The organism is Bacillus sp. JJ1773, assembly GCF_036962035.1.
Classification (GTDB): domain Bacteria; phylum Bacillota; class Bacilli; order Bacillales; family Cytobacillaceae; genus Cytobacillus.
The window spans coordinates 1-25,126 of record NZ_JBALNX010000037.1 but is presented as its reverse complement, the minus strand read 5'-3'; the positions used below and the strand labels follow the sequence as shown (position 1 = coordinate 25,126).

The following is a 25,126-nucleotide window of genomic DNA, read 5'->3' as shown; positions in this document are numbered from 1 at the left end:
TTCAGTTTTCAAAGAACTAATGTTGCTGACAAGATAATACTATATCAGTTTATCTTTACAATGTCAAACACTTTTTTAAAATAATTTTTCATCGCGTTTGCGACAGAATTTTATATTAACAATTTCATCTGTATTTGTCAACAGTTAAAACATTATATATAAATTCTTTTTTTATCTCCTCGCCTGGATTTCGTAGCGAGAACCTTATATTACTATTATATTTTCTATGTGTCAACAATTATATTAAAATTATTTTATAAAGAAAAAAAACAATATCTTACATAAGAATTTGAAACTAGACTTATAGCTAACGGTTCCTTCATCTTATATCCAAGAAAGTGTAAATAATTTAAAACCGCTCTCCTTATAAAGAGCGGCATATACTTTTTCACACAATATTTTAATATATTGATATTACTGATCCATTTTTATGGATAACATGCACTTTCTGACCAGATTTCTTCTGATAATCTGAAGCTGTTCCATAGGGCACTTGTAAAACAAGAGGTTTTCCTTGTTCAGTAAATTCTACTGTAAAACTATCAGCAGCTCCAACCACTTCCACTTTAGCAGATTGAACAGACCCAGGAATATTCAGTTTCTGTCCAATTAGAACCATTTCCTTACTAAGCCCATTTGCACCAGCAAGTTCTTTAGCTGTCACCCCAAAGCGTTTAGCTATTCCCCATAACGTATCTCCAGGTACAGCCGTATAGATACTTTCTACATCGCTTTTAGCTTCTAGTGGCAATAAGAGTTTTTCTCCAACAATTATTTTGTCAGAACTCATATTATTTTTCTTTTTCAAATCATTTATAGATATTTCATACTGTTTAGCAAGAGAGTATATCGTATCCCCTTTTTGGACTTTATATGAAACAAAGGCTTCTTCTGTGTGTTGATTAGGTAAAAGAAGGTGTTGGCCTACAGTAATTTTTTCTGTTACTAGACCATTTACTTCCATTAACTGCTCTACACTCACTTGATACTTTTTAGAAAGATTATATAAGTTATCTTTTGGTTTAACTGTATAAGTTGAGCTATATGCTTCTGCTTTGCCGTTTAATAAGATAATAGCTGTAATAGCTCCAGCAGCTGTAGTTATGATCACTTTTTTATTACGAGCTTTTATTCTTTGCTTGCGTACTTCGGCAATTCTCTGCTTTCGTTTAATTGAAATTGTGTTCAATGTTTCTTTTCCCCCATATCTCTCTCTATAATAAATTCGAATTACTCAAGAGTAATTCGAAACATCAGGGGGTTTTTTTGACCGTATTACCAATATTTTTCTCATAACCCATTTTCTTTTCTATAGTAGGTAATTTAGCACACAATATCGAGCTCTATAATTCGAATATGATTACTCGGTTTTATAACTGAAATTTTCCTCTATTAAATAAATTTAAAGGGGGTAAGTGATGTTCTTCTGAATCATCTTTTGTAGATGCTTAACTGTTGGGGTTAAATTAACAAGGAAATAGGATTCTCTTAGCCTTCTTGCTGGATCACTATTTTTCAAGTACCCCGCTCCACCTTGATGAAGCATGCATGCGTGTACGGATTTTAATGTTAGATTTACAGTATCAAGCCTAAGCTGCAATAACTCATTCCATTTCTCAGAAAGGTTATGACTTTCAGCAATTCGGAATGTTTTTTCAGTGATTACATTTAAATTCATTTGCAGTTCATCTGTTTGAATATCTAAATACTGATTGCACCCACCCTGCTTGTTGCAAACCTTTTGAATAGATTTAATCGATGCCTCTGTCACTCCTAATCCCAGAGGAATTTGATATAGAACAAAAGCCGATCGAATATTAAGGATAAATTTATCTGCTTGTTCAGCAATTATCCACTCTTCTCGTATCCTTACATCATTAAACGCACAGGAATAAGTGGCACTTCCGTTTACCCCCAAATACTCTATTTTTTCCTTTAAAGTTAATCCTTCTGCCGAGCACGGGACGAAAGCCATGATTCGTTGGTGTTCATCTACCTCAGCAATAATTCCAAACCAATGGTCTTTTCCTAAGTTAGAAACAGCAGGTAAATTCCCAGAAACGATATAACCATCTTGCGGCTTTTTTGCCTTCAAATGTAAAGACTCAAGACCTGCATAATATTTCATCGGATTTGATAAGCCAGTGCCGCCTAATAATTCCCCGTTTTCAAGACAAGGAAGAATTTCATGTTTTAGAAATGGATTATCAGTGTTTCGGATATAAGTTAAAGAAGCTAAATGACACCATAAATTAAAAGCTGTCGTCATACATACCTTAGCCGTTTCTTTCACCAAATACACTTCTCGTGATAGTCTTTCTCCCTTCGGCAAATCCTTCGAACTAAGGAGTCCCTCTTTGCCAATAGCCTTTAGGAAATCTTCTGGGTAGTAGGCTTCTGAATCTATCTTTCTGACTAGCGGTTTCAGTTGTGTTTGCAGCAAACTTTCAAAATTCATATAAGCAGCCTTCCCCTTTCTTTAGAAAAATCAAGGCAGGAACTTCACCTTTAATACAATTTAATCTTCTTATTAAGAAAACCTCCATAAAGGAGGTTTTCCTTTCATTTTTATGAAAGCTCAGTTATTGTGTCAATTGGAGCTTTAACCGCTTCACGCGCTTTTTTTACTGTTCCTTCATCCGGTGCATCATAAAAGCACAGGCATTTCGTCATATCTTCACATACATAAGTTCTGGAAAAAGAAACCTCTGGAACCTCTGCATAATGAACGGAATTTGTCGTCTTCCTATCTAGATATTGTTCCATAGTCAAATTTTCCGGGAGATTCCACTCGACTAAATAATTTACTTTTTCCTTCTGCTCCTTAACCTTCGCCAATTCCTGACCAACTAGACGCACTGGCTTAATAAGAGAAACTGATATTCCTAGTTCTCTTAAACTATCAGTAATCGCATTTCGGTCTTCACCTTCAAATATGAAGAAAGATCTTGAGAACTCTTTTGAAACTTGAACTTCAATTAAACTCGTATTTTTTCCACTAACTGTTTCCTGTACCTCAGAAACTTTAGCCTCAAAAGCTTCCTTTGTTTTTACTGCCTCATTCAAAATAGATTCAACAAGATATAGAGCCATGTTTTTTCCTCCTCAAGGATATAGTTAAAAAATTTATAATGAGCTGTAAATCACTTAATATTATTAAGTTAGATAAACTTACCTGCTAACTTTCTTACTATGCTATTGGTTCGCCCTTCCCCATTGCTTATCTACCCATTTCTCAAATAAGCCAATTGCCTTATCAAGCAAAAGTCCGCAAACCCCAATAAAAATAATACCGGCCAGCACTAAATCTAAGTTCATTGAATTTCTTGCATCCACTATTAAGTAGCCTAATCCTGACTGAGCTCCCACCATTTCACCAGCAACAAGGAATATCCAGGCAGTTCCTAAGGCAATATGCAAGCCATTTGCTATGAAAGGAAATGCGGCGGGAAGAATAATTTTAATAAGTAAATGCGATTTCCTTATTTCAAAATTCTGAGCAATTTTCAGATAAGTTGGATCCACTTTCCTTACCGCTGAAACGGTTGATAGTAAGACAGGGAAGAATGCAGCAATGAAAATAATCACGATGGCTGGAATATCACCAATCCCGAACCACAAAACAATAAAAGGCGACCATGCTATTGGTGAGACTGGCCTTAAAACCTGTACAACTGGATCTAGGATATTCCACAGTGCTAAAACCCTTCCAAAAATCAGCCCCAAAATAACAGCAATAATAACTGCCGATAAATAACCAATTAAAAATCTCATCATGCTTACCTGCAGGTGGACAAAGAATGAACCGTCCTTTATGAGTGACACAATTCCCTCCCACACTTTAAGAGGCGGCGGCAGTAGGGCTTCATCATAATTCCCGATACTAATCGTTAGTTGCCAGGCAGCAATCAGAAGCACAAAACCAACTATGACATTTGAGAGTTTTTTTACACTTCCCATTTCATCACTTCGCCTTATCAAATAATGAATTATCGACAAACTCCTCATAGGAAGGCGGATTTTCTGATAAACCCATTTCTACTAAACTTTTTGTTAATTCATCATAGCTGCTTTTATTTACTCTTAAATCATCGTAAGAAATCCATTGGAATGAAAGATCCATCACCTCTTTATCAACCTTCATATATTTAGAAGAGGCTGTCAGCGTGTGATCATCTTTTTTCTCAGCTAATTCGCCTGCTTTTACATACTCATTGACAAATTCCTGAGCCACTTCATTTTCCTTTTGAATAAAGTCATTTCTTAAAACTAGTGCACAGTCAATTGAATCCTCCCAAATATCAGTATCCTGATAAAGAACCTTTCCTTTCTTAATAGCTACCGAGACTGCTCCAAACGGTTCAGCAACTACATATCCTGAAACTCTCCCTTCCGATAGGGCTGCCGGCATTTCGGCAGGTGGCAATTCAATAGCCTTAACATCTTCATATTTCAGCCCAGCCTGTTTAAGCATTTGATAGAGCAATATATTATGAGTAGAAAACTTATGAGGGATTGCAAAGTTTTTCCCTTTCAAATCCTCAACACTGTTAATATCATTAGCTGCAACTAATACATTTCCATCTCTATGGCCAAGCGCCACAGCTTTCAAATCAATTCCTTGCTCCTTCGCCTTCAAAGCAAGAGTCACAAGAACAGAAGCACCATCTATACGGCCTGTATTAAGGGCATCCATTAACTCCGGCCATGAACCAAACTTAACAAGCTCCAATTTAAAGTTTTTAAACGAATCCTGTTCATTTTCTAAATACAAAGGAACCGCATGAGTAATCGGCAAATAGCCAATTTTCACTACTCGCTTTTCTTCATTCGCGGATTTCCCTGCCGAAGACTGGTTAGACCCACAAGCAGACAAGCTCACCGCGAGCATTGAAATGATCAATAAGGATAAAAGCTTTTTATAACTTTTCATCGTATCCCTCCTCTTTATCTACAGCTATATTTTGATTACTTGCCTAATGCACGCATTGGGCGGTTTCTATCGCAAACTATATTTATTAACAAAACTTATCTAAAAAATATTTAAATATTAAACTCAATTGAAGGTGCAGGGCGGTTAAAATGGAATTCCTCAAATATCGTCCTTCGATATTGCTGAAAGTCCCCATGACTTCGATCTCTAGGCTTTGAAAGAGTTATAGTTAACTCTTTATTTATTTCACCTGGATTAGCTTTCATCATAATCACCCTGTCTGATAAATAGATCGCTTCATCAATATCATGCGTGACAAGGATAATGGTCGTCTTCTCTTGCTCTTGAATTCGAAGAAGCTCATCCTGCAGATAATAGCGATTAAATGTATCTAAGGCACCAAATGGCTCATCCATTAAAATCAATTCTGGCTGGTTGGCAAGAGCTCGTGCTATCGCAACCCTTTGCTGCATTCCCCCTGAAAGCTCATGCGGAAATAGATCAACTTTATCCCCTAAACCGACCAAGTTCAAATATGTGCGTGCTCTCTCTTTCCGCTCCTTAACCTCCATTTTCTCGCCTTCTAACCCAAGCTCTACATTTTTCAAAACAGATCTCCATGGTAAAAGACCATAATTTTGAAAAAGCATAATACATTTTCTATTTGGCTGGGCCACTTGATTTCCATCGATGATAACCTTTCCTTCATCGGGCTTTTCGAATCCACCAATAATATTAAGCAGCGTGCTCTTCCCACATCCGCTTTCTCCCAATATGGTTATCATCTCTCCCCTTTTAATCCCAAAGGTCACACTATTTAAAACATGTACAGTTTGCTCTTTATTCTTAAAGGCTTTGCTCACATTTTCCACTTGAATAAAAATCGGTTCAACCAAGCCCTCTATCCCCCTTAAAAAGACAAAAATCGTCAATTCATTTAATTCCTATATAAATACTATGTTTAGTGATTTTAAGTTATTCTATTACACTTTGTTCAAAATGACAACTTAATTTTTTGAAAGTATAAAATTTTCTTTTATCAATCTTGTATGTTCAAGAAATCAAAATGCACAATATAAAAATGGTTGCCCCGCCAATGACAAAATCATTAATTGGAACAACCATGTGTGATCATTTATTTAATTAACAGGACTTTACGAAAAAGTGGGAGAAGGTAATAGCCAAGACAAACACCCACTGTATTTAATAGAAGGTCGTCAATATCTAAGCTCCCTCTTTTTGATACAAACTGCAGTCCTTCTATTATACTAATCAAACAAATTGTGAAAAATAAAAGCTGTTTAATCGAGGCACTCTTTTTAATAAACCCGTAATACACGCCAAATGGAATAAATAACCCGATATTCGCACCCAAATTATAAAAGGCAATTAGAAAATCAGCATTCCCAAATAAATAAAGGCGAATGGTCATAAAAGGCATCATATTGACCGCACCGTAATTTGTCCCATTTGGCCGGAAAAATAATAGAATTAACAGTCCGATAGTATAGAAAAATATAAGACTACGGAGGACACTTTGTGATACATAGACTCTTTCATTAAGTAACAAGCAAACAATAAATAAAGTTAAGAAAAAAATAACAAACCAAACTATCCCAACTACTAGCGGATGCAAATGGTTTGTTAGTTCAAGCCATACTGGCATAAGAATAAAAAATATGACTTGAGAAATGAAAACACTAAGCAGAATAACTTTTTTCATAATTACCTCTCAGGTGGTTTATTCAACTTCCTTTGGCTGAATGATCTCAACATGTAATGCTTTTGCTTGACCCGGATAGGATTCAGCAATGGCACCCTCAATCCAGATTGCGACCTCTTGATAAACTTGCAATTCTTTCATATTATCGGTTTCATTCAATGTAACCCATACTAACCCCTTCTCATTATCTTCAACTAAAATTCGCCTAGCATCTTTATCGATTTCAAGAATGCTCCCTTTCATATCAGCTTCGCCTTTCACATCACTCTTTTGAGTACAGCCAAATAAGATAAATGAGAATAATAATAGTACAATGTATTTTTTCATTCGTATCCATCTCCTATATGTGAATAGACGTACCGTACAGTTAAAGGTTTCGGCAAAAAAATAAAATGGACGTCTTTTAAAAACGTCCATTTTTTCAACAATAAAGCATTATGTTAATTATAAAGTATACGCCGGTATCATCCATGGGAATACATATGCTTGCAGCATGACTAAAATTCCCATTAATGCGGCTAAAGCTAAACTGTGGAAAAAGACTGCCCGAAATATCGGTCCTACAGCATTTGCGCCTTCGACTCGATTCTCATAACAAGCTGCTGTTGCTACAACTATGCTTTGAGCGTCAATCATTTTCCCCATGACCCCACCGGTTGAGTTGGAGGCTGCGATTAGCACCGGATCTAGTCCTAGCTGGTCAGCAGTAATTCGTTGCATACTCCCAAATAATGCATTCGAAGAGGTGTCACTGCCAGTCAGAAATACCCCAAGCCAACCGAGCATGGCAGCAAAGAACGGATATAACACACCAGTTTTAGTAAAAGCTAATCCTAGGATGGCGTCTAAGCCGGAATATCGCGTTGTAAAACCTAAGCCTAGTACTAACGCTATCGTTATTAATGGGGTTTTCATTCTTTGTGCTGTTCTTACAACAGACTGTTTCCATTGTTCTTTGCTCATTCGGAGGAACAAACCGCTTAGCAATGCGGCAAAAAACACGCCTGTTCCTGCTGCAGATAGCCAGTTTAAGTTATAAAGAGCCGCTTCTGGTATAGATTCCTTTGCAAGTGGCGGACTTCGGAATACGAGCTGATCCAAAAAAGGCACCGGAATACTATAAAATGACTTAAGACCAAAGAAGTTCAAAGAATTCAGGAAGCTCTTCCATTGTGGCAGTCCCCACATGAATACGAAAAGTGTAAGGAATGCCCAAGGAGCCCATGCCTTTGCCACTTGTCCTGAACTATACTTTGTTTCCTGATTTTCTAGGGATTTCATTTCTTCCTCTTCACCAGGCAAATAAAATTTATTTTTTGGCTGCCATACTTTAAGAAGTAGAATTAATGCAAAAATAGCGACAAGACCACCAATAATATCAACTAGCATCGGCCCAACGTAGTTAGAAACAGCAAACTGGGTAATTGCAAAAGTAACACCCGTAACAAGGATTGCTGGCCAGATTTCCATTACCTGCTTCCACTTTCCTTTGTGCATGAAAACCATTGTAGCAATCAGCCAGAATGGCACAATAACGGAGAAGAAAGGCAGTTGGCGCCCAGCCATTGCAGACAAGGCCATTTCAGGAAGTCCAGTCACAGCTGCTAAGGTAATAATCGGCGACCCTACAGCTCCGAAAGCAACAGGGGCCGTGTTAGCGATTAAACAAAGAATTGCTGCTACTATAGGACGAAACCCAAGACCTACCATCAGCGCACCAGCTATGGCTACTGGAGTACCAAAACCAGCCGCCCCTTCGATAAAAGCCCCGAAGGAAAAAGCGATGAGAAGTGTTTGAATGCGTCTGTCTGATGATAAATTTAAAACAGAAAATTTTACAATATCAAATTGACCAGTCACCAATGTAATCGTATACAAAAACATTGCGGCAACTATAATCCAGCCGATCGGCATCATGCCAAAGAAGGATCCATATCCAAAAGCTGCTAATGTTGAAGACACAGGCATGTCTACTAACCATATTGCCATTATAACAGTGACGATCCCAGCAATGAGAGCTGCTTTTGGTGCAGCAATTCCATAATGCCTTCTCCCCAGCTTATCCTTATGAGGATGCAATGCGAGCAAATACAACAAAGTCAATATTGGGATTGCAGCTAATAGTGTAGAAAGAAAGGCATTCCCCATTGGATCATACAGTTGATGAAACTCCAAACTTATCCCCTCCTAATCATATTCATTCGAAGTATATGACGGGTAATCTCCCTTTAGTACAACTAGTCCCAATAATAGTAAAATTATGAATTTATGGAATGTCCACCCATTTGTTCATAACGAATTAATACTTGGGATTGTATATCAGTCAGCAAAAAAAATCCCAATCTCTCAGTTTCATAAGTGAGAAATTAGGATTTAAATAAAGAATATCTGCAGATACTATCCCTAGAGGAATGAATTTTCCCATTTATCCTGTTTCTAAACCGGATCCTTAAAATGCCTATGCGAAAAAAGATTAAAGTAATTTAATTTTAGGCCTTATTAGGATTGTTTTACGCGTTCTAAAATTTTCAATCTTTACAAGTAATAAATTAGCACCTAAATATTATTTTGTCATTTCGACAAAAATCGACATGAATAACAGGAGAAAAACATGGATTTATTTCGTAAAAAATCGATAGGCAATGAACTTTCTAACAATTCACTCAAAAGGGTACTTGGGGCTCTAGATCTAACCATGCTTGGGGTTGGGGCTATAATTGGAACAGGAGTATTCGTTTTGACAGGAGTTGCCGCAGCCAAATATGCTGGCCCTGCCTTAATCCTATCTTTTATTATTGCGGGTTTAGCGTGTGTATTTGCAGCATTATGCTATTCGGAATTTGCCTCGATGATTCCAGCATCCGGGAGTGCTTACACATATAGTTATGTCGCTTTTGGTGAATTACTTGCTTGGATTTTAGGTTGGGATTTAGTTCTCGAATATGGACTCGCCTCCTCCGCGGTGGCAAGTGGATGGTCAGGGTATTTCCAAGGGCTATTAGCAGGATTTGGAATTCATTTACCAACAGCCTTAACTTACGCCTTTGATCCCTCAAAAGGTACAATCATCGATTTACCAGCTGTTATTATCGTCCTTTTAGTTACTTTATTACTTTCTAGAGGAGTAAAAGAATCTGCTAAATTTAATGCCACAATGGTTGTTGTTAAGGTGGCTGTCGTACTTCTATTCATTATTATTGGGGCTTGGTACGTTGAACCGGATAACTGGACTCCGTTTATGCCGTTTGGATTTTCTGGAGTCGTTACTGGAGCGGCAGTTGTCGTGTTCGCCTACTTTGGCTTTGACGCGGTATCTACTGCTGCCGAAGAAGTAAAAAATCCTCAGCGTAATCTTCCAATCGGGATTATTTCATCATTAGCAGTTTGTACAATTTTGTATATCGCCGTCTCTTTAGTTCTTACTGGGATGGTACCGTTTGATTTGCTAAATGTGAAAGATCCAGTAGCTTTTGGATTGCAATATATTAATCAAGATTGGGCAGCAGGTTTTATTTCTCTTGGAGCCATTGTTGGAATTACGACAGTCTTAATCGTCATGATGTTTGGACAATCACGTCTGTTCTATTCAATTAGCAGAGATGGACTTCTGCCAAAAGCTTTGTCTGCTGTTCATCCAAAAACAAAAGTTCCTTTAAAAAGCACTTGGGTAACAGGAATATTGGTTGCCACTCTTGCCGGCCTAGTTCCCCTTGATAAATTAGCTGAACTGACAAGTATAGGTACATTATTTGCTTTCACAGCTGTTTCTCTTGGTGTTGCTGTACTTCGTAAAACGCGACCAGATCTCAAACGTGGATTTAAAACACCCTGGGTACCTGTTATTCCAGCTTTAGCAGTGATCTTTTGTGTTTATTTAATGCTGCAGCTTTCAGCATTTACATGGAAAGGTTTCGCTGTTTGGCTAATTCTCGGTCTTGTCATTTACTTTACGTATGGTTATAGGAAGAGTCACTTAAATCAATAAAGCAGTGACAGGCCCCTTGATAAATGTTGAATTTTGATTATTAAATGTCGAGACTAGTGTATTCTTTAGACAATTTCGGGTGTGACTGACACTGCTACCACTGCAGAATAAGTTGAATATAAGAGTATGAAGTGAACGGATGGCGATTTAAAAATAAATGGAGGATTCTTTTTACGAACGTAGTAGGATACTTCTAAAACTAGAGGTTAAAATAAAGTATTGATGTAAAAAGGTTGAAAATAGAGGATAAAAAATCCTCAAAAATTATTTATTTTCATTTGATTGGTTATCAGGTGTTTGAACAATTTCATTTAACTCTTCTGTGTCACCTTTAGCATTAATGATTTCAAATATTTGATTTAAACCTTCTGATATTTCTTCATCTTCTTTTTTCAATAATATCCCTCCAGTTTGTGATTATTTATAAATTGTCCAATAGCTAAAGGATAATACATCAAAAGATAAAATGACAAAAATGAAGCTAAGTAGATTTTCAACTTAAAAAAGCCGATTCCCTAATAACTTTTTAAGGAATGGGCTTTTTTGATTTTGTCTCACTATACAAACGTGCCAGTCGTATATATCTTTCAGTATTTCTTCTTCAATCAATTGATAGGCCTGAATTGGGTCTTGAAGAAACACCGCGATTAAGGGTGTTAGCACTAGCTTGGATCGTTTTCATCTAAAGATACTGTGATAACTTTTGTATACTCGCCTTTTGCTACTTCACTTGGTGTCGCGTCTTCCATTAGTTCATCTTCCGTGTCGATGCCTTCTGCAATCACTGGAGTTTCCTGCTGAATTTTCCTTTTCACGTTAACACTCCTTGAAAATGATTATTTATAACTTAATTCATTTTAGAGTGTGCCCATCTATCTTGCTTTAATACCCTTGCTCACGGTCTACTAATCCATGTAAAGGCTGTTCATTTATAAATCGCTTTAGATTTGCTGCAAAAAAACTGCAAACTCCATTAACGGTACTCGGTCCTGATAGATGGGATGTAACGTACACATTTGGCATTGACCAGAAGGCATGGTCCTTCGGCAACGGCTCTTTCTCGAATACATCGAGAATGGCGGCACGAAGATGACCTGATTGCATAACGTTAACTAAATCCTCTTCTTTTATCAGTGCTCCTCGGCCAACGTTGACAAGGCAAGCATTCGGCTTCATCGTTAGTAGAAGGTCACGATCTATGATATGATGTGTGGCTTCTGTTAAAGGAAGAATTGTTACCAAATAATCAAGGTCTTTTACAAACTCACCCCAGCTTTCTGGAGTATAGTGGCGGTCCACTAATGAAGCTTGTTTTCCGCTAAAACTTAATCCGTGTACATTCATATCAAAGGCACGAGCTTTACGCACAATTTCAGCCCCAATAGATCCGAGTCCAGCCACCCCGATAGTTTTGTTTGCCAAGGATTCCGAAATGAATGGATCCCATTTCCGTTCCATTTGTGATTTGTTCATACGGGAGACGTCTTTCACGATGTTCAAAAGGTATGTAAAAACATATTCTGAAATGTAAGTTCCGAATTGATCGACGATACGGGTTAATTGGACTCTGTTTGGTATTGTCTTGTCTGCAACCAAATCATTGACCCCTGCCCCCATCGATTGAAACCAGCGTACATTTGATGCAATTGGCTGATTTAGGACTTGAGTGGGAAACTTCCATCCCAAAATAACCTCCGTATCTGGCAAGTACCTTTCCACTTCCTCAAAGGTTGCAGCAGCCTTCACTGAAGAAAATCCAAAATTACGAATGTAGTCAGCATAAGCTTCGGCCTCTGCCTTATCACGGGTAAAAACAAGAATGTTCGGCTGGAATGTCATGATAAATTCCTCCCCTATTAGAAATAGTATTTATTCTTACACTTATTTTACATAGAGTTGTCTAAAAAATATAATTATTTGCAGGAAACAACATGTGCTCATCGAATTTTTAAATTAAAAAGGGGGCTAGATTAAATGAATCAACGTCATGAAGTATTATTTCGACAATTAGAAAGCTATCGAAATGAAATATTGGATGCAGTGGAGAATGTAACAATAGAGGAAGCCGAAGTCATTCCAAAGGGCTATAGCAATAATATTCGCTGGAATCTTGGACATATTTTCCTTGATCAATATCTTTGGATTCAAGCGGTCACGAAGGAAAAAACCGTTGTACCCGATGAATTTAATAAGTGGTTTGGATTCGGTACGTCTCCGGCTGACTTTAGTGCGGAAACTCCTTCTTTGGGAGATTTAAAACGGATGCTTAAATCTCAGCCTGCCGATATAAAAGAGGCATATGGCAATCGTTTAGAGGTTGAGTATAAACCAACCGAATTAGGCATGCAAACAATTGAACAGGTTTTAATTCGAACCATCTTCCATGAAGGAATGCACTTACAAGCCATTATTGATTTAAAAAAGGGCATTAAAGCCATGAAGCAATGAATTGTATGAATAAAGCAGGCAGAAATGACTCTCCTGCTTTATTCTGCCTTGAAGTCACCTGTCAGCAATTCCTTTCCATCCACTTCAATTGGCACCCATCCAACTAAACCGTTCTTTTTTTTTACTAGTGTATAACCAGATACTTTAGCATTGAGCACCTTCACAACTTCACCATATCGGACCGATAAAAATGTAGTGCTTAAATCATTTTTACAGCACACACCCTCATCATTTTCAACTAAATACTCATTTTTCACCCATTGCTCAACCCCAAGTTTAATATTCCTGCAAAGTGTAAAGTAAGGTTCTCTGTGAATAATACTCATTTCATAATTGGGATAGGTGACTGTTCCGACACGACCTGTCTGATCTAAGTAGTCTTTTTTAACTTTCCTTTTCTCATGAAGCTCGTCAACAAACTCGAACGAAAATTGATTATTCTCGAAAATAAGGGCATTCAGTTGTCCATCCCTTTTAATCTGATTGCCACCATCAATGGCAATGATTTTTTTCTCAAAATCAATCATTGGATTGTTAGAGCTCTCGGAATGAAAACGATAATTAACGACTGGCCAATGTCCGACTATGACGGTTTTCTTAGCCTGATGTCCTCTATCAAAAAAAGAATCGACAGATAAAGCGAAGTTTTCATCTGTTTCTTTCCAATCGGCCCGGTCCTCAATACCAGCATGGATCAAAATGAAGTTCTCTGTTTCAATAGCCACAGGCAAAGATTCCAGCCAGTTCAGTTCTTCTTCAAAATGAGTTTCATAATATTGAGCAAGCTGCTGAATTTGATTAAAATGCATTAAAGACTGTTTCCCCTGCTCCAGCATTTCATTTAGGATAGAATTTTTTCTTGCCTTCATATAGTTGAGAATTTTTTCATTCCCCATAAATACATAACGGTGTAAAATATCGCAGTTCCCTTTCGTGACAAAAACATTCGAGGATTGCTCAGTCATCTCCTTTACATAGCGAACGATCTCTAAACTGTTTTCTCCTTTTTCACAAAGGTCTCCATTTATAAAGAGGTAATCGTCTTTATCGTAATGAACCTTTTCTAACAGCCTTTTAAATAACAAAAGATTTGCGTGTATATCTGAAATAATAATAGCTCTTCGGTTTGGGTCTAAGTTTAGATTGATAACATTTAACATTTGAATCTCCTCTTATCTGAGTGCCTGTTTATACATTTAATAAAGAGTACACATTCGTATCGTAGGGAACTCCATTTTGATACATATAATTTCTTAATACGCCCTCTTTTTTAAATCCCAGCTTTGTCAGAAGTGCATTTGATGCGTCATTTTCGATAAAAACAACTGCTCCAATTCGTGTTAATCCAAGTTCATTAAAGCCAAATGATACAATTTTGGAAACCACTTCAGCCGCATAACCCTTGCGCCAATGATTGGGATGGATCTCGTAGCCAATCTCAGCCCTCTTATGTTTAGGTGACCAGAGATTAAACCCGATTGTGCCAATGATTTCTTCTCCCCCGCCCTTTACCTGAATTCCCCATCTAATCCCACGTTTTTCATTGAAATTTTGTTCAAAAATTCGGATAAACTCTTTAGCCTGATCCATGCTTGTTAAAGTATCTTGTCCATAGAAACGTGTGACATCAGGATTGGAAAAACAATTGAAAACACCTTGTGTATCTTCTTCAACAAGTTCTCTTAGTAACAATCTTTCTGTTTCTAGTATTGGAAACATTCTCTCACTCCATTTGTGTATGTAGAGTTTATATTCTGGAAACTACCTACTTTTTCCTTTATCTCAATCCTTACTTTATAATCCTTATATAATGCAACCGATCATTTTTAAACGAAATAACAATATTTATTAATAATTATCGAACGAAACTTCAATATCTTACCAATATATAGTAGAAAACAATAAGGAGGTGTTCATTTGAATGACAGACCCTAATTATCATCATCCATTAATCGAACGGATTCTATCGGATGATAAGCAAGCGTACAACGAGCTTTATGAAAGAACAATCCCTGATATATATAAAACGACTCGTTTCCTTATTGAGGACAAAGCTGATGTAGATGATTTGGTTCAGGAAATTTACATACAGCTCTTCAAATCTTTGAAAAAATATGATACCAACAGGCCATTTAAATCTTGGTATATGGGGATTGTCATGAAACAAATTCAGTCCTATCGACGAAAAAGATGGATGCATGTGAGGATTATTAAAAAGGCAGAAGCATTAAAACAGCCGGCAGTCTTAGATTTTTCAAATGAAGTTGTTAATAAATTAACCAATCAGGAGCTTGTTGAATTAGTTACTCAGCTGCCTTATAAGTTGCAACAGGTGATTATACTTCGTTATTTAAACGATTTTTCTCAAGACGAGGTTGCAAGAATTTTAGAGATTCCGCTTGGAACGGTGAAGTCACGAATTAATGCGGCATTAAATAAATTGCGTGCCAATGAGAAAGGAAAAAAACTTTTAGAGAATGCGAGGAATGTTTATGAATATTGAAAATCAGTTAAGAGAGTCTCTACAAGAAAAAGGCAATTCATTTATGCCCCCACCAGAATTAAAAACAAAAATCATAAGCAACATCGAAACTGCAAACGGAAAATTGAGAAAACGTTTGGCTGCAGGCATTTTAGCAGCAACCTTGCTCATCCCGACCGGAGTTTTTGCTTCCCAATCCTTTTTAGCTGATGACATTTACGGTTCCTTCGAAAACTTAAAGAAGCATATCTTTAAGGCCACTATGGATGGATACATGCTTTTAAGTGCGAAGTTATCACAGGCTAAAGGTGAACTAAGCACAGAAGAATACAATGAATTTAAGGAATTGCTAAATGTGGTGACGTCATCGAAATTACAATATGGCGATCCATATGGAAATATAGATTATTCTCAATTACCTTCAGAAGAGGCAGATCAAATCAAACAGGCATTAATGGGCGTTCAGCCTTTCTTCGATAAACTAAATGGACTAAAATCAAGTAAAGAAATCTTATCCTCTGAGGAGTATACAGCCTATATTGAAGCACTTATGACCTATGAGGAAGTGTTAGTGAAAAGTAATATCGATCCGAGTGAAGGACCAATCGATAACGAAATGATCCCTTCCGATCTTCAAGCAGAGTTTATTAAAGCGAAGGATTTTATGAGCTACGTAGATAAAAAGCAATTTCAGTGAAACAAAAAGCGGGAGAATACTCCTGCTTTTTGTGTTTAAGTGGATTAGCGCAAGATGGAACATTTCTGTGATGTTATGGATACATCTTGGATTTGATTAATATATTTACTTTACATCCAATAAAATTTTTCCCGTGCTTTGCCTGCTTTCAATTAGCTTGTGAGCTTGTACTGCTTGTTCTAAAGGAAAACGATGACTTATTTCAAATTTTAGTTTTCCCTCGCTTATGTATTGTAAAACTTGTTTAGCAGTATGCTGCAACGATTCTGGCCGGAGCCTTCTCGTTGTGCCTAAACTGAATCCGAGTACTGATCGGCAACTTGCATGCAAATCACTTGTATTAAATATGCCTGCAGTTCCGCTAGAGTTACCAAATTGAACCAACCGGCCATACGGTGCTAAACAGAGTAGACTTTTTTCAGTGACCACCCCTGCAACAGAATCTAAAACAATATTAACCCCCTGCCCATCTGTAATCTCATTTACCCGGTCTGCAAAGTTTTCTTTGTCATAACTAATGACATGATCTGCACCTGCCTTAATAGCAACCGATGCTTTCTTTTCATCTCCAACTGTTCCAATTACTTTGCTTGCACCTAAAAGCTTTGCCATTTGAATAGCCGTTGTTCCAACCCCGCCAGCCGCCGAATGGATAAGTACTGTTTCCCCTTGTTCAATTTTTGCTATATCCTGAAGCATTTTATAGGAAAGAAAAGAAACAATTGGACAAGCAGCCGCCGTGTCAAAATCTATGTTATCTGGGATTTTATATGTAAGTATTTCCTCTGAAACCACATATTCTGAATACGACCCTTTTGATGGAAAAGTAATAACTCGCTGTCCAACCCGCAAATTCTGAACCTCAGATCCTGTTTCAACAATGACACCGGCCGCATCTAGCCCCGGAATAAATGGTGATTTCCAGCTCCCCTTTTTTCCATATCTCGCCTTTACATCCGCATAGTTCACACTTGTTTTTTCTACTTCTATTAATACTTGAGTTGGCTTAATACGAGGAATATCAGTATCTACATATTTCATTACTTCAGGATTACCAAATTCAGTTATAACGATGGCTTTCAAATGGATTCCCCCTTTTTTATTGTTGAAGTTTCGACACATTCAAATCCTTCATATAACCTTCTAGAATTATTAAAATATTCCATTCAAAAATGTAAACTCCTCTTTTTATCCTAATATTTCAAGGTCATACACATTAAAAATATTAGAATCTTCATTCAAATATTGACCTCCCAAGCACATTCATGGTATACTTAATTTGTATAAAAATGTAAACTCAAAGGAGTTTGTTTTATGAGTGTGAATGTTCTTAACTAACCGTTATTTTCATACGGCCTTGAAGAAAGCAAAAAACCAGTCAAATTACTGGTTTATTAAGTGTACGCTTTTTTGAGGGATGTTAAGAACACGCATCATAGCATAGAAGATTTGGTGAACCCGCTATGGCATGTTTTGTCATAGCTTTTTTGTGTGCAAAAATAGGAAAAACGAGGGCATTCCTTCCCTATTTATAGTGCTGCGCGCAATTTTAGTTTGCCATTGCATGTTTCCATTTCTTCTTACCGTCATGAGCGATTTTGTTCATGGCGGTTTTTTTTATGCAGTTTAATTGGTTTAAATAAATGATCATAATAGGAGGATTCAAAATGAATCAGCAAACCATTGATGTATTAGGGTATCAAGAAATTCTAAACGAAATCGCAAGTTTTGCGAAAACGAATCGGGGGAAGAACACCCTTCAAGCATTACGTCCATTGCCAGATAAACGGCGAATGGAGTTATCATTAAAAGAGATCGCTGAAGCAGAGGAAATTATCAAAATTAGCAGCAGTGTCCCTATTCATACTCTGGATGAAATGGATCACTATCTAACACAGGCACGAAAAGGAATTTATATTCGTGCTGATCAGTTTACGTACGTTCTTTCATTCCTGCAGCATTGCTCGAAGCTAAAACAATTCATGAAGGATAAGCACTATGCAGCTCCGAATGTAAGTTTATATGCGGAATCGATTGGTGAGGTGCGGGAGCTAGAGGAGGAAATTAACCGTTGCATCCGTCATGGGCAGGTTGATCAGCATGCTTCAAGCGATTTAGCTTATTTAAGAAGACAGCTTTCGATCCAAACAGATAAGCTGAAGGAGAAAGCCCAGCAGCTCGTAAAATCAAAGAGGTATGCAGCATATCTGCAGGATACGTTACTCGTTGAAAGGAATACCCGGATTGCCATCTCTGTGAAAAGACAGTATCGCTCCAAAGTGCAAGGAACCGTTCTTGATTCTTCCGCATCAGGCTCAACCTTATATATGGAGCCTTCTGAATTAGGTTCTATTCAAGAAGAAATTGAGCTTTTGCGTATGGCTGAAGAGCAGGAAACGGAAAGGATTTTATATGAATTAACGGAAAAGGTGCTTCAGCATGAGCATATAATCAAAATTGCTATCGAAACGATGCATCATTATGATGTCCTATTTGCAAAGGCAGCGTATAGCCGAAAAACAGGCTGTTCGAATCCTATATTAAATGAAGATTATGTAATCAACCTAAAAGAAGCTCGGCATCCGATGCTTGGCGACAAAGCTGTTCCACTTTCCATTCAATTTGGTGAAGAGCATCGCGCTTTAGTCATAACCGGGCCGAATACCGGTGGAAAGACGGTTACCTTGAAAACAGTTGGTCTGCTCACCATGATGGCACAAACAGGTTTGCCGATACCAGCTAATCCTGGAAGCGAGATTGCTATATTTCAGCATATTTTCGTTGATATTGGAGATGGGCAAAGCATTGAACAGAACTTAAGCACATTCAGTTCAAGGCTTGTAAATATTATTGATATCCTGCGAGTCACAAATGACCGCTCACTTGTCCTTCTTGATGAATTGGGTTCAGGGACAGACCCAAGTGAGGGTATGGCATTGGCTATTGTGATTCTCGAGCAGCTTTACCAAAAGGGTGCTACTTTATTTGCCACTACCCACTACAATGAAATGAAGGAATTTGCGGAAAAAACAAGCGGATTTCTGAATGGGATGATGGAATTTGATATTGAAACATTGCGGCCAACCTATAGGCTTCTTCTTGGACAAAGCGGAAACAGCCAGGCTTTCGACATCGCGATCAAGCTTGGCATGCACCCAGAATTGATCGAAAAGGCTCATCAAATTACTTATAAAAATAATCGAAGCTATCGCGATGAATTAGATGCAGCTATTTTAAAAGGGCCAGGCTACCAGAAGCAAATTGCCATTAATAAATATGCGAGAAGGACTGCAAAAAAACCATCCCTTGATTCAAGTACGGAAAGCTTTACCCTATTTGAACAAGGAGATAATGTTTTATTAACGGAAACAAATGAGATGGGAATCATATATAAAGGACCAGATTCGAAAGGTGATTATGTTGTTCAAATACAGGGAGAAAAGCGGACAATTAATCATAAACGGTTAAAGCTTTATATAAAAGGAAGTGAATTGTATCCCGAAAACTATGACTTCGATATCATTTTCAAGACAAAGGAATATCGGAAAATCAATAAGGAGCAAAAGAGAAAGCATGTAGAGGGTGTTTGGTTAGATAGTGAGGATTGATTTTTGGGGGAAAGAAAAGATGTAAGCTGAAAAAGACGTTCATCAAGTAAGTTTTACTTAATGAACGTCTTTTTCCCTGCTGCTTTATTCCCCTATTTATTATCTCTGCGATACAAATCCCTAGTCTTGTAGCCAGCAGCAAGGATCACTTTCATTTCATCGCGCCGTTTCGCTTTTGTTGCCTCTTGTTTGGCACTATACACATAACGGGCCCAATCCTTTCGATACCCTGGTGTTAGCGATTGATAGATTTCAAGCAAATCTGGCGTCTCCTGCAAGTCTTTCTCCACATTTGGAATCATCTCGATATAGTCATCCACACATTGGCTTGGTCTAGTAGAAGTGCTTTTTTTACTTTTAGCATCCATTTTAAGGCCCACAACTGTAAAGACATCATCCAGTCCTACCATACGGGCAAATTTAAGATTGCTTGCACCGATGTATCCATCCTCATCCGCACCTAACCCGCCTAATAAATGATCGCGGTGAATAAAGGTAGGGTAAACTTTATTCCCCTTCTTGGGGTAAGCCAAAAAGATATATCCATTTTCCGTTAAATCATTTTTCTCAATCACCCTGTCTACAAGGCCCTTTAAAGACTCCATATCTAACACGAAGGCAAAAATAAGATCATACGGACTATTCGTCAGTTCTGTATCATAATCTGTTAATTCTGCTAGATAATCTGTACCCTCAGGCATTCCCAAAACCGCAGCTTTTTTATATTTTGTTAGATTTAGTTTTTCAACAATTGATTTAGCCAATATGATCCACCCGCTTCTATTTCTACTTTATCCTGAATCAAATACCTATTATTGCTCCCAAACATACATTAAAATACGGTTCACAATCACTATTATCCCATAAAACCAAGCTAATTGAACCTTTCCTAGATTAATTAGCAGTGCGGCAGGCAAAATAAAGATGCATATTTCTAACAATAAATGAGAGAGTCCCGAAAGCTGAAAAGTTGCTTTTGGCGATCCAAATAAACCCCACACAACCGCAATCATAAAAGGAATTCCAGCTGCAAGCCCCCACCTCATAATGGCAGTCATCCCCATTTTATACCCCCAATATCCATAAACAGACAGACCAATAAGCTCCAGCAGAAAACGAAGGATGACGTTTACTACCTTAAAACTCTCTAAAAGCATCACCATTCACCTTCTCATTTTCATAAGAATGAAGACCCTTAATGAATGTATTTATGAGAATTGACAAACTTTTATCCGTATCATAGGGCAGCCCAAAGCCACCCACTTGTTCAATCGAGGCAAAACCATGCAAAATACTTCTGAACCCCCTGACCATATGAATAGCTTGTTCTTCATCCAGGTTATACACCTGCAATACTTGAACAGTAAGACGGACAATGGACTCCTGCGCTTCCAGTAATTCCTTATCTTCCGGATCAGGATATCTCGAAGTTGCCTCATACAGGCCAGGATGATTTCTTACAAACTGAATATATGCCCCGCTAAGGACTCGAATAGCCTCGTCACCAGAACGCCCTACAGCTTCTTGAAGCATCATCTCATAAAGCTTTCTCGTTCCATGAATAGCTAGCTTTTGTTTCAATTCATTTAACCCGTTCACATGGTTGTATAAGGATGGCGGCCGAATTTGCAGTTCTTCAGCAAGAACACCAAGAGAAAGCTGGTCTAAACCATGTTCATCAATTATTTTTGTAGCTTTAAGTAAAATTACAGCTAAATCTATTTTCATACGACGTGTCATCTTCATTACCTCTATTCTCTTGCGCTTATTTCATTTCTGCTTGATCAATAGCTTTTTTCATCAACTCAATTGGATTATTAATCATTTTCCCATGTCCAGCAGCAAGCAAACTCGGTTGACACCCTACTAATTTTCTAGCACTTATAAGCGAGGTTTCTTTATCCCAAGTGGCTAATGCTGGGAAAGGAAATAATGGCTTTACTGTGCCAGAAACAGCGATCCCACCTCTAGTTTGGAATGCATCCCCAACAATTAAACTTCGATTCCTCGTATCTAGAAGAGAGATAGAACCTGGTGTGTGGCCGGGAGAATGAATAACCTCTAACGAACCAATCCGTTCTCCTTCATGAAGCAAAATATCTGGGCCGGTTTTAATATTTTTTGGAACTCCTCCTCGTATCGGGGTGTTTTTTTCATTTGGGATTAGTTTCGTATCTCCTTTTAGTAGGCGTGAATCCCTAGAAGAAATGCTTACTTGTACTTCTGGCAAATTCTCTTTTAGTATGTCTAATGCGCCTACATGGTCACCATGGGCATGAGTAATTATGATATTGGTGATCGGCTTTCCAATCGTCTTTGCCGCCTGGATGATGCTTTTTGCACTATATGGCAGAGCAGCATCAATAAGGGTGAGACTATTCTCCTCTTCCACTAAATAACAATTCACAGGGAACAGCCGTGGCATAAAAGCTAATTGATAAACAGAATGCATTTTTGTTATTTTCATATTTTCGTATCCTCTCAAGGTAACTAATTATATTATCATTTTAACTAATCAGATTAGTTAAATGCAATATTATTGTTAAAAATCTTTGAAAAGACGACATCCACTTAGCGAATGTCGTCTTTATCAAAATAGTACTATGTCATTTTTCTCGCTTCCCCCTCCAATGACAGCCCTTTTCCACACAAATAAAGATGGACGAATCCATATAGAGAGGAAAGAAGCATTAAACCGCCGGACAGAATATAAACGAGCCGGACGCCAATCAGGTCAGTCAAAGCCCCAATGCCAATAATTGAAAAAATGAAGATCAATTGTACCAATGTAGCTTTAGCAGCAAGAATCCGAGTAAGCGTCTTTTCGTCTGTACTATTTTGGAACATCGTTTCTTGCGCCAAATCTCTAACTTGAAAGGAAGGACCCATTAAAATGACTAAAAGCACAGCAAGATATGCATGGCCTACGAAGCCATATGAAAAGGTCAATAAACCAAAAGCAGCTGAACCGATCAACATGAGTATCGTTAAGCGACCCTTTAAGAATTTTGAAAATCGGAAAACAAGAAACCCGCCTAAAATCGCTCCAAAATAATAGCCGCCATTGATATAGCCCCACCAGGCTTCTCCTTTTCCGAGTGCCTCTTTTGCAAAAGTGAGCGTGACAGCTCCTATCCAGATAGATCCGACCAATGTTTCCATTACATCCATGATCACGATGACCCGCAATCCTTCGTGCTGGAAAAGGTACTTCCATCCAGAGGTTAATCTGCTAATCATCCCTTCTGAGGTGACTACGCTGGTTGACCGGTTCATTTTTATAAAAAATAAGCTGACTACGGAAACCGCTAGAAAACAGATAGTAATCACAAGAGTGGTATGTTTTCCAAGGAATGCAAGCAGCACCCCGCCAAAGGTCCAGCCAGAAAATAAAAAGGTTTGATCCACACTTGATAATAGACTATTTGCTTTAACCCTAGAATGCTCAGGAACAACAGCCTTAACAATCGTGCTTTTAACAGGAGCAAAAAATCCATTAAAAAACGAGATGACTGCTAATAAACTAAAGATAAATATAATAATAACCGTATCAAGCGGTTGTTGAAAAAGAATAAACAGTACAGATAACAGCAGCACTTGTGCAATCTGAGAAAATATCAACAACTGATTCAGCTGAAATCGATCCGATACGGAGGGCAAAAATACTCCGCTTACCATTCGGGATAATACACTTATTAATGTGACCATCGCCGATATTGTGGTCGAGCCGGTTTCATTGTAAAGATGCAGCACAACGACCATTGTATATAAAGCAAACCCCAAATTCATGGAGGTTTGACTGATTAATAGAGCGTAAAATGAACGATTCAACTCTAATCCTCCGATGACATTGAAAAAGCTTTTTTGATTACTTTTGTGTTTTCTTCATCCAAGGTTCCATAACCTTCTTTTTCATTATTACTGATAATGGTGGAAGTTTCATTAGGATTAAACCAAATTCTATATTCGTAAAGCCTTTCCGGCATATTCTTATCAAAAGTGTAGAATAAGGTAGCCAATACATCCTCTTTCCTCGACATTTCAGCTTTTGTGTTAGGTTCCCATTTCACTTTTTCAAAAGAATTCCTTAGTAGATTTATCGTTTCTTTTTCTGAAATAATGATTTCCTCTTCGTGCATTCCTTCTTCATTCACTTTTTGAACATCAATTCTTGTTAATTGTTCTTCTTGTCCAGAACAACTTGTGAGCATGATGAGAAAAAAAATCGACAAACTTTTTAGTTTTTTCATTGTATTTATCCCTCCTTACATTTAGACGGGAGTTTTAGAAAATGGTTCCACTTTTCAAAATCAGATTAAAGGTTGACTGGTCATCATTATTACGAGATTGAAAATATTGTAAAAATTCACCAAAATGGATATTGATGATAAATGGAAAGACCCTATTTAAAAGTTTAATAATCTTAAGGAGGATATTAATTGGAAAAAAATTATCAGCCTAAGCATATTTTTTTGGCCATCGGAATATGTATTGCTGTTTCATCTCCATTTCTCCTCATCTTTGCCCCGCAGACAATAGCAGATAGTGTATATTACACGAAAGGAATTTACCAGGTTGTTTTTGTACCCGGAGAAAATTACATTGTATATGGGATCGGGTTGTTTTTATTAGTTATTGCTGCAATGATTATTTCCATATTCGATATCCGAAAGTTTTCGATTATATTAAGCATCGCATTTGTCTGCTTGAGTGTCATTCCCTTTTGGACGGCATCCCAATCTTTTAAATTAATTTCAGAGGATGGCCTATCATACAGAACTCTCTTTTCTAAACAGGACCTTTCCTATACATGGAGCGAAGTGGAAAAAGTGATTTATTATAAGGGCGAGAAAGGGAATTTTCCTGAATATGAATTCTTATTTATAGACGGGAATCAATTGAAGTTTAAGGCAAATGAATATTTCCAAATGGTCGTCCCTCTAGTAACTGACCGGTTAAAAGAAGTAAATGTAAGTATTGAGAGAGACGAATAAGAACCTCTACTTAGACTTTCGAGATCTATGCAGAGGTTCTTACTAATTAGAAAGACTAAAGGACATTGTTAATCCAGTTGATAAGTTGCTTAACCTTTTTACTTTGCTCGGACTTTTCAAACCCATTTCTCGGTGAATTGTCCGTCCAGACTCTCTGCTTGGACTTTTCAAACTCATTTCTCGATGAAATGTCCGTCCAGACTCTCTGCTCGGACTTTTCAAACCCATTTCTTGGTGAAATGTCCATCCAGACTCT

General features: G+C 37.6%; 28 protein-coding genes. 6 read left to right on the top strand and 22 right to left on the bottom strand.

Annotated features, from left to right (window positions below; translation table 11 throughout):
* Positions 1-400 precede the first annotated feature (400 nt).
* From V7127_RS10045 to V7127_RS10005, 9 genes are all read right to left on the bottom strand, one after another.
* On the bottom strand, positions 401-1,189 hold the full coding sequence (locus V7127_RS10045) for a LysM peptidoglycan-binding domain-containing protein (RefSeq protein WP_335485442.1): 789 nt from the start codon (positions 1,187-1,189) through the stop codon (positions 401-403).
* Between the two features lie 213 nt (positions 1,190-1,402).
* Positions 1,403-2,458: an acyl-CoA dehydrogenase gene (locus V7127_RS10040; protein ID WP_335485439.1), complete on the bottom strand. Its 1,056-nt coding sequence runs from the start codon at positions 2,456-2,458 to the stop codon at positions 1,403-1,405.
* A gap of 110 nt (positions 2,459-2,568) precedes the next feature.
* A complete protein-coding gene (locus tag V7127_RS10035; RefSeq protein WP_335347070.1) occupies positions 2,569-3,093 on the bottom strand; it encodes a DUF4242 domain-containing protein in 525 nt (174 codons plus the stop codon).
* Between the two features lie 102 nt (positions 3,094-3,195).
* Complete coding sequence (locus V7127_RS10030; RefSeq protein ID WP_335347071.1) at positions 3,196-3,960, bottom strand: ABC transporter permease; 765 nt, start codon at positions 3,958-3,960, stop codon at positions 3,196-3,198.
* Positions 3,961-3,964: 4 nt separating this feature from the next.
* Positions 3,965-4,933, bottom strand: a complete 969-nt coding sequence (locus V7127_RS10025) for an ABC transporter substrate-binding protein (protein WP_335485436.1) — start codon at positions 4,931-4,933, stop codon at positions 3,965-3,967.
* Between the two features lie 110 nt (positions 4,934-5,043).
* Complete coding sequence (locus V7127_RS10020; protein ID WP_335485433.1) at positions 5,044-5,829, bottom strand: ABC transporter ATP-binding protein; 786 nt, start codon at positions 5,827-5,829, stop codon at positions 5,044-5,046.
* A 239-nt stretch (positions 5,830-6,068) separates the two neighbouring features.
* Positions 6,069-6,656 carry a VanZ family protein gene (locus V7127_RS10015; protein WP_335485430.1) on the bottom strand — a complete coding sequence of 196 codons (588 nt, stop codon included), beginning with the start codon at positions 6,654-6,656 and terminating at the stop codon, positions 6,069-6,071.
* Between the two features lie 18 nt (positions 6,657-6,674).
* Complete coding sequence (locus tag V7127_RS10010; RefSeq protein WP_335485426.1) at positions 6,675-6,983, bottom strand: DUF3221 domain-containing protein; 309 nt, start codon at positions 6,981-6,983, stop codon at positions 6,675-6,677.
* Positions 6,984-7,100: 117 nt separating this feature from the next.
* Positions 7,101-8,831, bottom strand: a complete 1,731-nt coding sequence (locus V7127_RS10005) for an L-lactate permease (RefSeq protein ID WP_335347076.1) — start codon at positions 8,829-8,831, stop codon at positions 7,101-7,103.
* 436 nt (positions 8,832-9,267) lie between these two features.
* Here V7127_RS10005 and V7127_RS10000 point away from each other — a divergent pair, with 436 nt between their 5' ends.
* Positions 9,268-10,641 (top strand): amino acid permease, encoded by a 1,374-nt coding sequence (locus V7127_RS10000; RefSeq protein ID WP_335347077.1) that lies wholly within the window; start codon positions 9,268-9,270, stop codon positions 10,639-10,641.
* Positions 10,642-10,905: 264 nt separating this feature from the next.
* On the opposite strand, the gene V7127_RS09995 is transcribed toward V7127_RS10000, so the two are convergent.
* From V7127_RS09995 to V7127_RS09985, 3 genes are all read right to left on the bottom strand, one after another.
* A complete protein-coding gene (locus V7127_RS09995; protein ID WP_335485423.1) occupies positions 10,906-11,037 on the bottom strand; it encodes a hypothetical protein in 132 nt (43 codons plus the stop codon).
* Between the two features lie 266 nt (positions 11,038-11,303).
* Positions 11,304-11,456 (bottom strand): hypothetical protein, encoded by a 153-nt coding sequence (locus tag V7127_RS09990; protein WP_335347079.1) that lies wholly within the window; start codon positions 11,454-11,456, stop codon positions 11,304-11,306.
* Positions 11,457-11,523: 67 nt separating this feature from the next.
* Positions 11,524-12,480 (bottom strand): D-2-hydroxyacid dehydrogenase, encoded by a 957-nt coding sequence (locus V7127_RS09985; protein WP_335485420.1) that lies wholly within the window; start codon positions 12,478-12,480, stop codon positions 11,524-11,526.
* Between the two features lie 135 nt (positions 12,481-12,615).
* On the opposite strand from V7127_RS09985, the gene V7127_RS09980 reads away from it, so the two are divergent.
* On the top strand, positions 12,616-13,089 hold the full coding sequence (locus V7127_RS09980) for a DinB family protein (protein ID WP_335485417.1): 474 nt from the start codon (positions 12,616-12,618) through the stop codon (positions 13,087-13,089).
* 38 nt (positions 13,090-13,127) lie between these two features.
* On the opposite strand, the gene V7127_RS09975 is transcribed toward V7127_RS09980, so the two are convergent.
* Complete coding sequence (locus V7127_RS09975; RefSeq protein WP_335485414.1) at positions 13,128-14,249, bottom strand: metallophosphoesterase; 1,122 nt, start codon at positions 14,247-14,249, stop codon at positions 13,128-13,130.
* A gap of 28 nt (positions 14,250-14,277) precedes the next feature.
* Complete coding sequence (locus V7127_RS09970) at positions 14,278-14,808, bottom strand: GNAT family N-acetyltransferase (protein ID WP_335485411.1); 531 nt, start codon at positions 14,806-14,808, stop codon at positions 14,278-14,280.
* A gap of 202 nt (positions 14,809-15,010) precedes the next feature.
* Between V7127_RS09970 and V7127_RS09965 the strand changes: the two genes are divergently transcribed.
* Positions 15,011-15,592, top strand: a complete 582-nt coding sequence (locus tag V7127_RS09965; protein ID WP_335485409.1) for a sigma-70 family RNA polymerase sigma factor — start codon at positions 15,011-15,013, stop codon at positions 15,590-15,592.
* Entirely contained in the window at positions 15,582-16,268 is a 687-nt protein-coding gene (locus tag V7127_RS09960) for a DUF3600 domain-containing protein (RefSeq protein WP_335485407.1), read from the top strand. The genes V7127_RS09965 and V7127_RS09960 overlap by 11 nt, the downstream gene beginning before the upstream one ends.
* A gap of 105 nt (positions 16,269-16,373) precedes the next feature.
* Here V7127_RS09960 and V7127_RS09955 read toward each other — a convergent pair whose 3' ends face one another.
* Entirely contained in the window at positions 16,374-17,351 is a 978-nt protein-coding gene (locus V7127_RS09955) for a quinone oxidoreductase family protein (RefSeq protein WP_335485403.1), read from the bottom strand.
* A 584-nt stretch (positions 17,352-17,935) separates the two neighbouring features.
* On the opposite strand from V7127_RS09955, the gene V7127_RS09950 reads away from it, so the two are divergent.
* On the top strand, positions 17,936-19,876 hold the full coding sequence (locus V7127_RS09950) for an endonuclease MutS2 (RefSeq protein ID WP_335485400.1): 1,941 nt from the start codon (positions 17,936-17,938) through the stop codon (positions 19,874-19,876).
* Between the two features lie 92 nt (positions 19,877-19,968).
* Here the strand turns inward: V7127_RS09950 and V7127_RS09945 are convergent, their stop codons facing one another.
* The 6 genes from V7127_RS09945 to V7127_RS09920 all read right to left on the bottom strand — a co-directional run bounded on the left by V7127_RS09945 (position 19,969) and on the right by V7127_RS09920 (position 24,126).
* Positions 19,969-20,643 (bottom strand): YdeI/OmpD-associated family protein, encoded by a 675-nt coding sequence (locus tag V7127_RS09945; protein ID WP_335485445.1) that lies wholly within the window; start codon positions 20,641-20,643, stop codon positions 19,969-19,971.
* Between the two features lie 45 nt (positions 20,644-20,688).
* Complete coding sequence (locus tag V7127_RS09940) at positions 20,689-21,033, bottom strand: YrdB family protein (RefSeq protein WP_335485397.1); 345 nt, start codon at positions 21,031-21,033, stop codon at positions 20,689-20,691.
* Positions 21,014-21,616: a TetR/AcrR family transcriptional regulator gene (locus tag V7127_RS09935; protein WP_335485395.1), complete on the bottom strand. Its 603-nt coding sequence runs from the start codon at positions 21,614-21,616 to the stop codon at positions 21,014-21,016. The genes V7127_RS09940 and V7127_RS09935 overlap by 20 nt, the downstream gene beginning before the upstream one ends.
* A gap of 25 nt (positions 21,617-21,641) precedes the next feature.
* On the bottom strand, positions 21,642-22,343 hold the full coding sequence (locus V7127_RS09930) for an MBL fold metallo-hydrolase (RefSeq protein WP_335485392.1): 702 nt from the start codon (positions 22,341-22,343) through the stop codon (positions 21,642-21,644).
* 134 nt (positions 22,344-22,477) lie between these two features.
* Positions 22,478-23,707 carry an MFS transporter gene (locus tag V7127_RS09925; RefSeq protein WP_335485389.1) on the bottom strand — a complete coding sequence of 410 codons (1,230 nt, stop codon included), beginning with the start codon at positions 23,705-23,707 and terminating at the stop codon, positions 22,478-22,480.
* Between the two features lie 2 nt (positions 23,708-23,709).
* A complete protein-coding gene (locus V7127_RS09920) occupies positions 23,710-24,126 on the bottom strand; it encodes a hypothetical protein (RefSeq protein WP_335485386.1) in 417 nt (138 codons plus the stop codon).
* A gap of 189 nt (positions 24,127-24,315) precedes the next feature.
* On the opposite strand from V7127_RS09920, the gene V7127_RS09915 reads away from it, so the two are divergent.
* Positions 24,316-24,870, top strand: a complete 555-nt coding sequence (locus tag V7127_RS09915) for a hypothetical protein (protein ID WP_335485383.1) — start codon at positions 24,316-24,318, stop codon at positions 24,868-24,870.
* Between the two features lie 42 nt (positions 24,871-24,912).
* Here the strand turns inward: V7127_RS09915 and V7127_RS09910 are convergent.
* The coding region (locus tag V7127_RS09910) for a hypothetical protein (RefSeq protein WP_335485380.1) at positions 24,913-25,126 on the bottom strand (214 nt) is incomplete at its 5' end.

Coding starts and splice junctions, on each gene's coding strand:
- V7127_RS10040 (WP_335485439.1), bottom strand. CDS start 2,458: ATGAATTTTGAAAGTTTGCTGCAAACACAACTGAAACCGCTAGTCAGA.
- V7127_RS10035 (WP_335347070.1), bottom strand. CDS start 3,093: ATGGCTCTATATCTTGTTGAATCTATTTTGAATGAGGCAGTAAAAACA.
- V7127_RS10030 (WP_335347071.1), bottom strand. CDS start 3,960: ATGGGAAGTGTAAAAAAACTCTCAAATGTCATAGTTGGTTTTGTGCTT.
- V7127_RS10025 (WP_335485436.1), bottom strand. CDS start 4,933: ATGAAAAGTTATAAAAAGCTTTTATCCTTATTGATCATTTCAATGCTC.
- V7127_RS10015 (WP_335485430.1), bottom strand. CDS start 6,656: ATGAAAAAAGTTATTCTGCTTAGTGTTTTCATTTCTCAAGTCATATTT.
- V7127_RS10010 (WP_335485426.1), bottom strand. CDS start 6,983: ATGAAAAAATACATTGTACTATTATTATTCTCATTTATCTTATTTGGC.
- V7127_RS10000 (WP_335347077.1), top strand. CDS start 9,268: ATGGATTTATTTCGTAAAAAATCGATAGGCAATGAACTTTCTAACAAT.
- V7127_RS09985 (WP_335485420.1), bottom strand. CDS start 12,480: ATGACATTCCAGCCGAACATTCTTGTTTTTACCCGTGATAAGGCAGAG.
- V7127_RS09980 (WP_335485417.1), top strand. CDS start 12,616: ATGAATCAACGTCATGAAGTATTATTTCGACAATTAGAAAGCTATCGA.
- V7127_RS09975 (WP_335485414.1), bottom strand. CDS start 14,249: ATGTTAAATGTTATCAATCTAAACTTAGACCCAAACCGAAGAGCTATT.
- V7127_RS09970 (WP_335485411.1), bottom strand. CDS start 14,808: ATGTTTCCAATACTAGAAACAGAAAGATTGTTACTAAGAGAACTTGTT.
- V7127_RS09965 (WP_335485409.1), top strand. CDS start 15,011: ATGACAGACCCTAATTATCATCATCCATTAATCGAACGGATTCTATCG.
- V7127_RS09960 (WP_335485407.1), top strand. CDS start 15,582: ATGAATATTGAAAATCAGTTAAGAGAGTCTCTACAAGAAAAAGGCAAT.
- V7127_RS09950 (WP_335485400.1), top strand. CDS start 17,936: ATGAATCAGCAAACCATTGATGTATTAGGGTATCAAGAAATTCTAAAC.
- V7127_RS09940 (WP_335485397.1), bottom strand. CDS start 21,033: ATGCTTTTAGAGAGTTTTAAGGTAGTAAACGTCATCCTTCGTTTTCTG.
- V7127_RS09935 (WP_335485395.1), bottom strand. CDS start 21,616: ATGACACGTCGTATGAAAATAGATTTAGCTGTAATTTTACTTAAAGCT.
- V7127_RS09930 (WP_335485392.1), bottom strand. CDS start 22,343: ATGAAAATAACAAAAATGCATTCTGTTTATCAATTAGCTTTTATGCCA.
- V7127_RS09920 (WP_335485386.1), bottom strand. CDS start 24,126: ATGAAAAAACTAAAAAGTTTGTCGATTTTTTTTCTCATCATGCTCACA.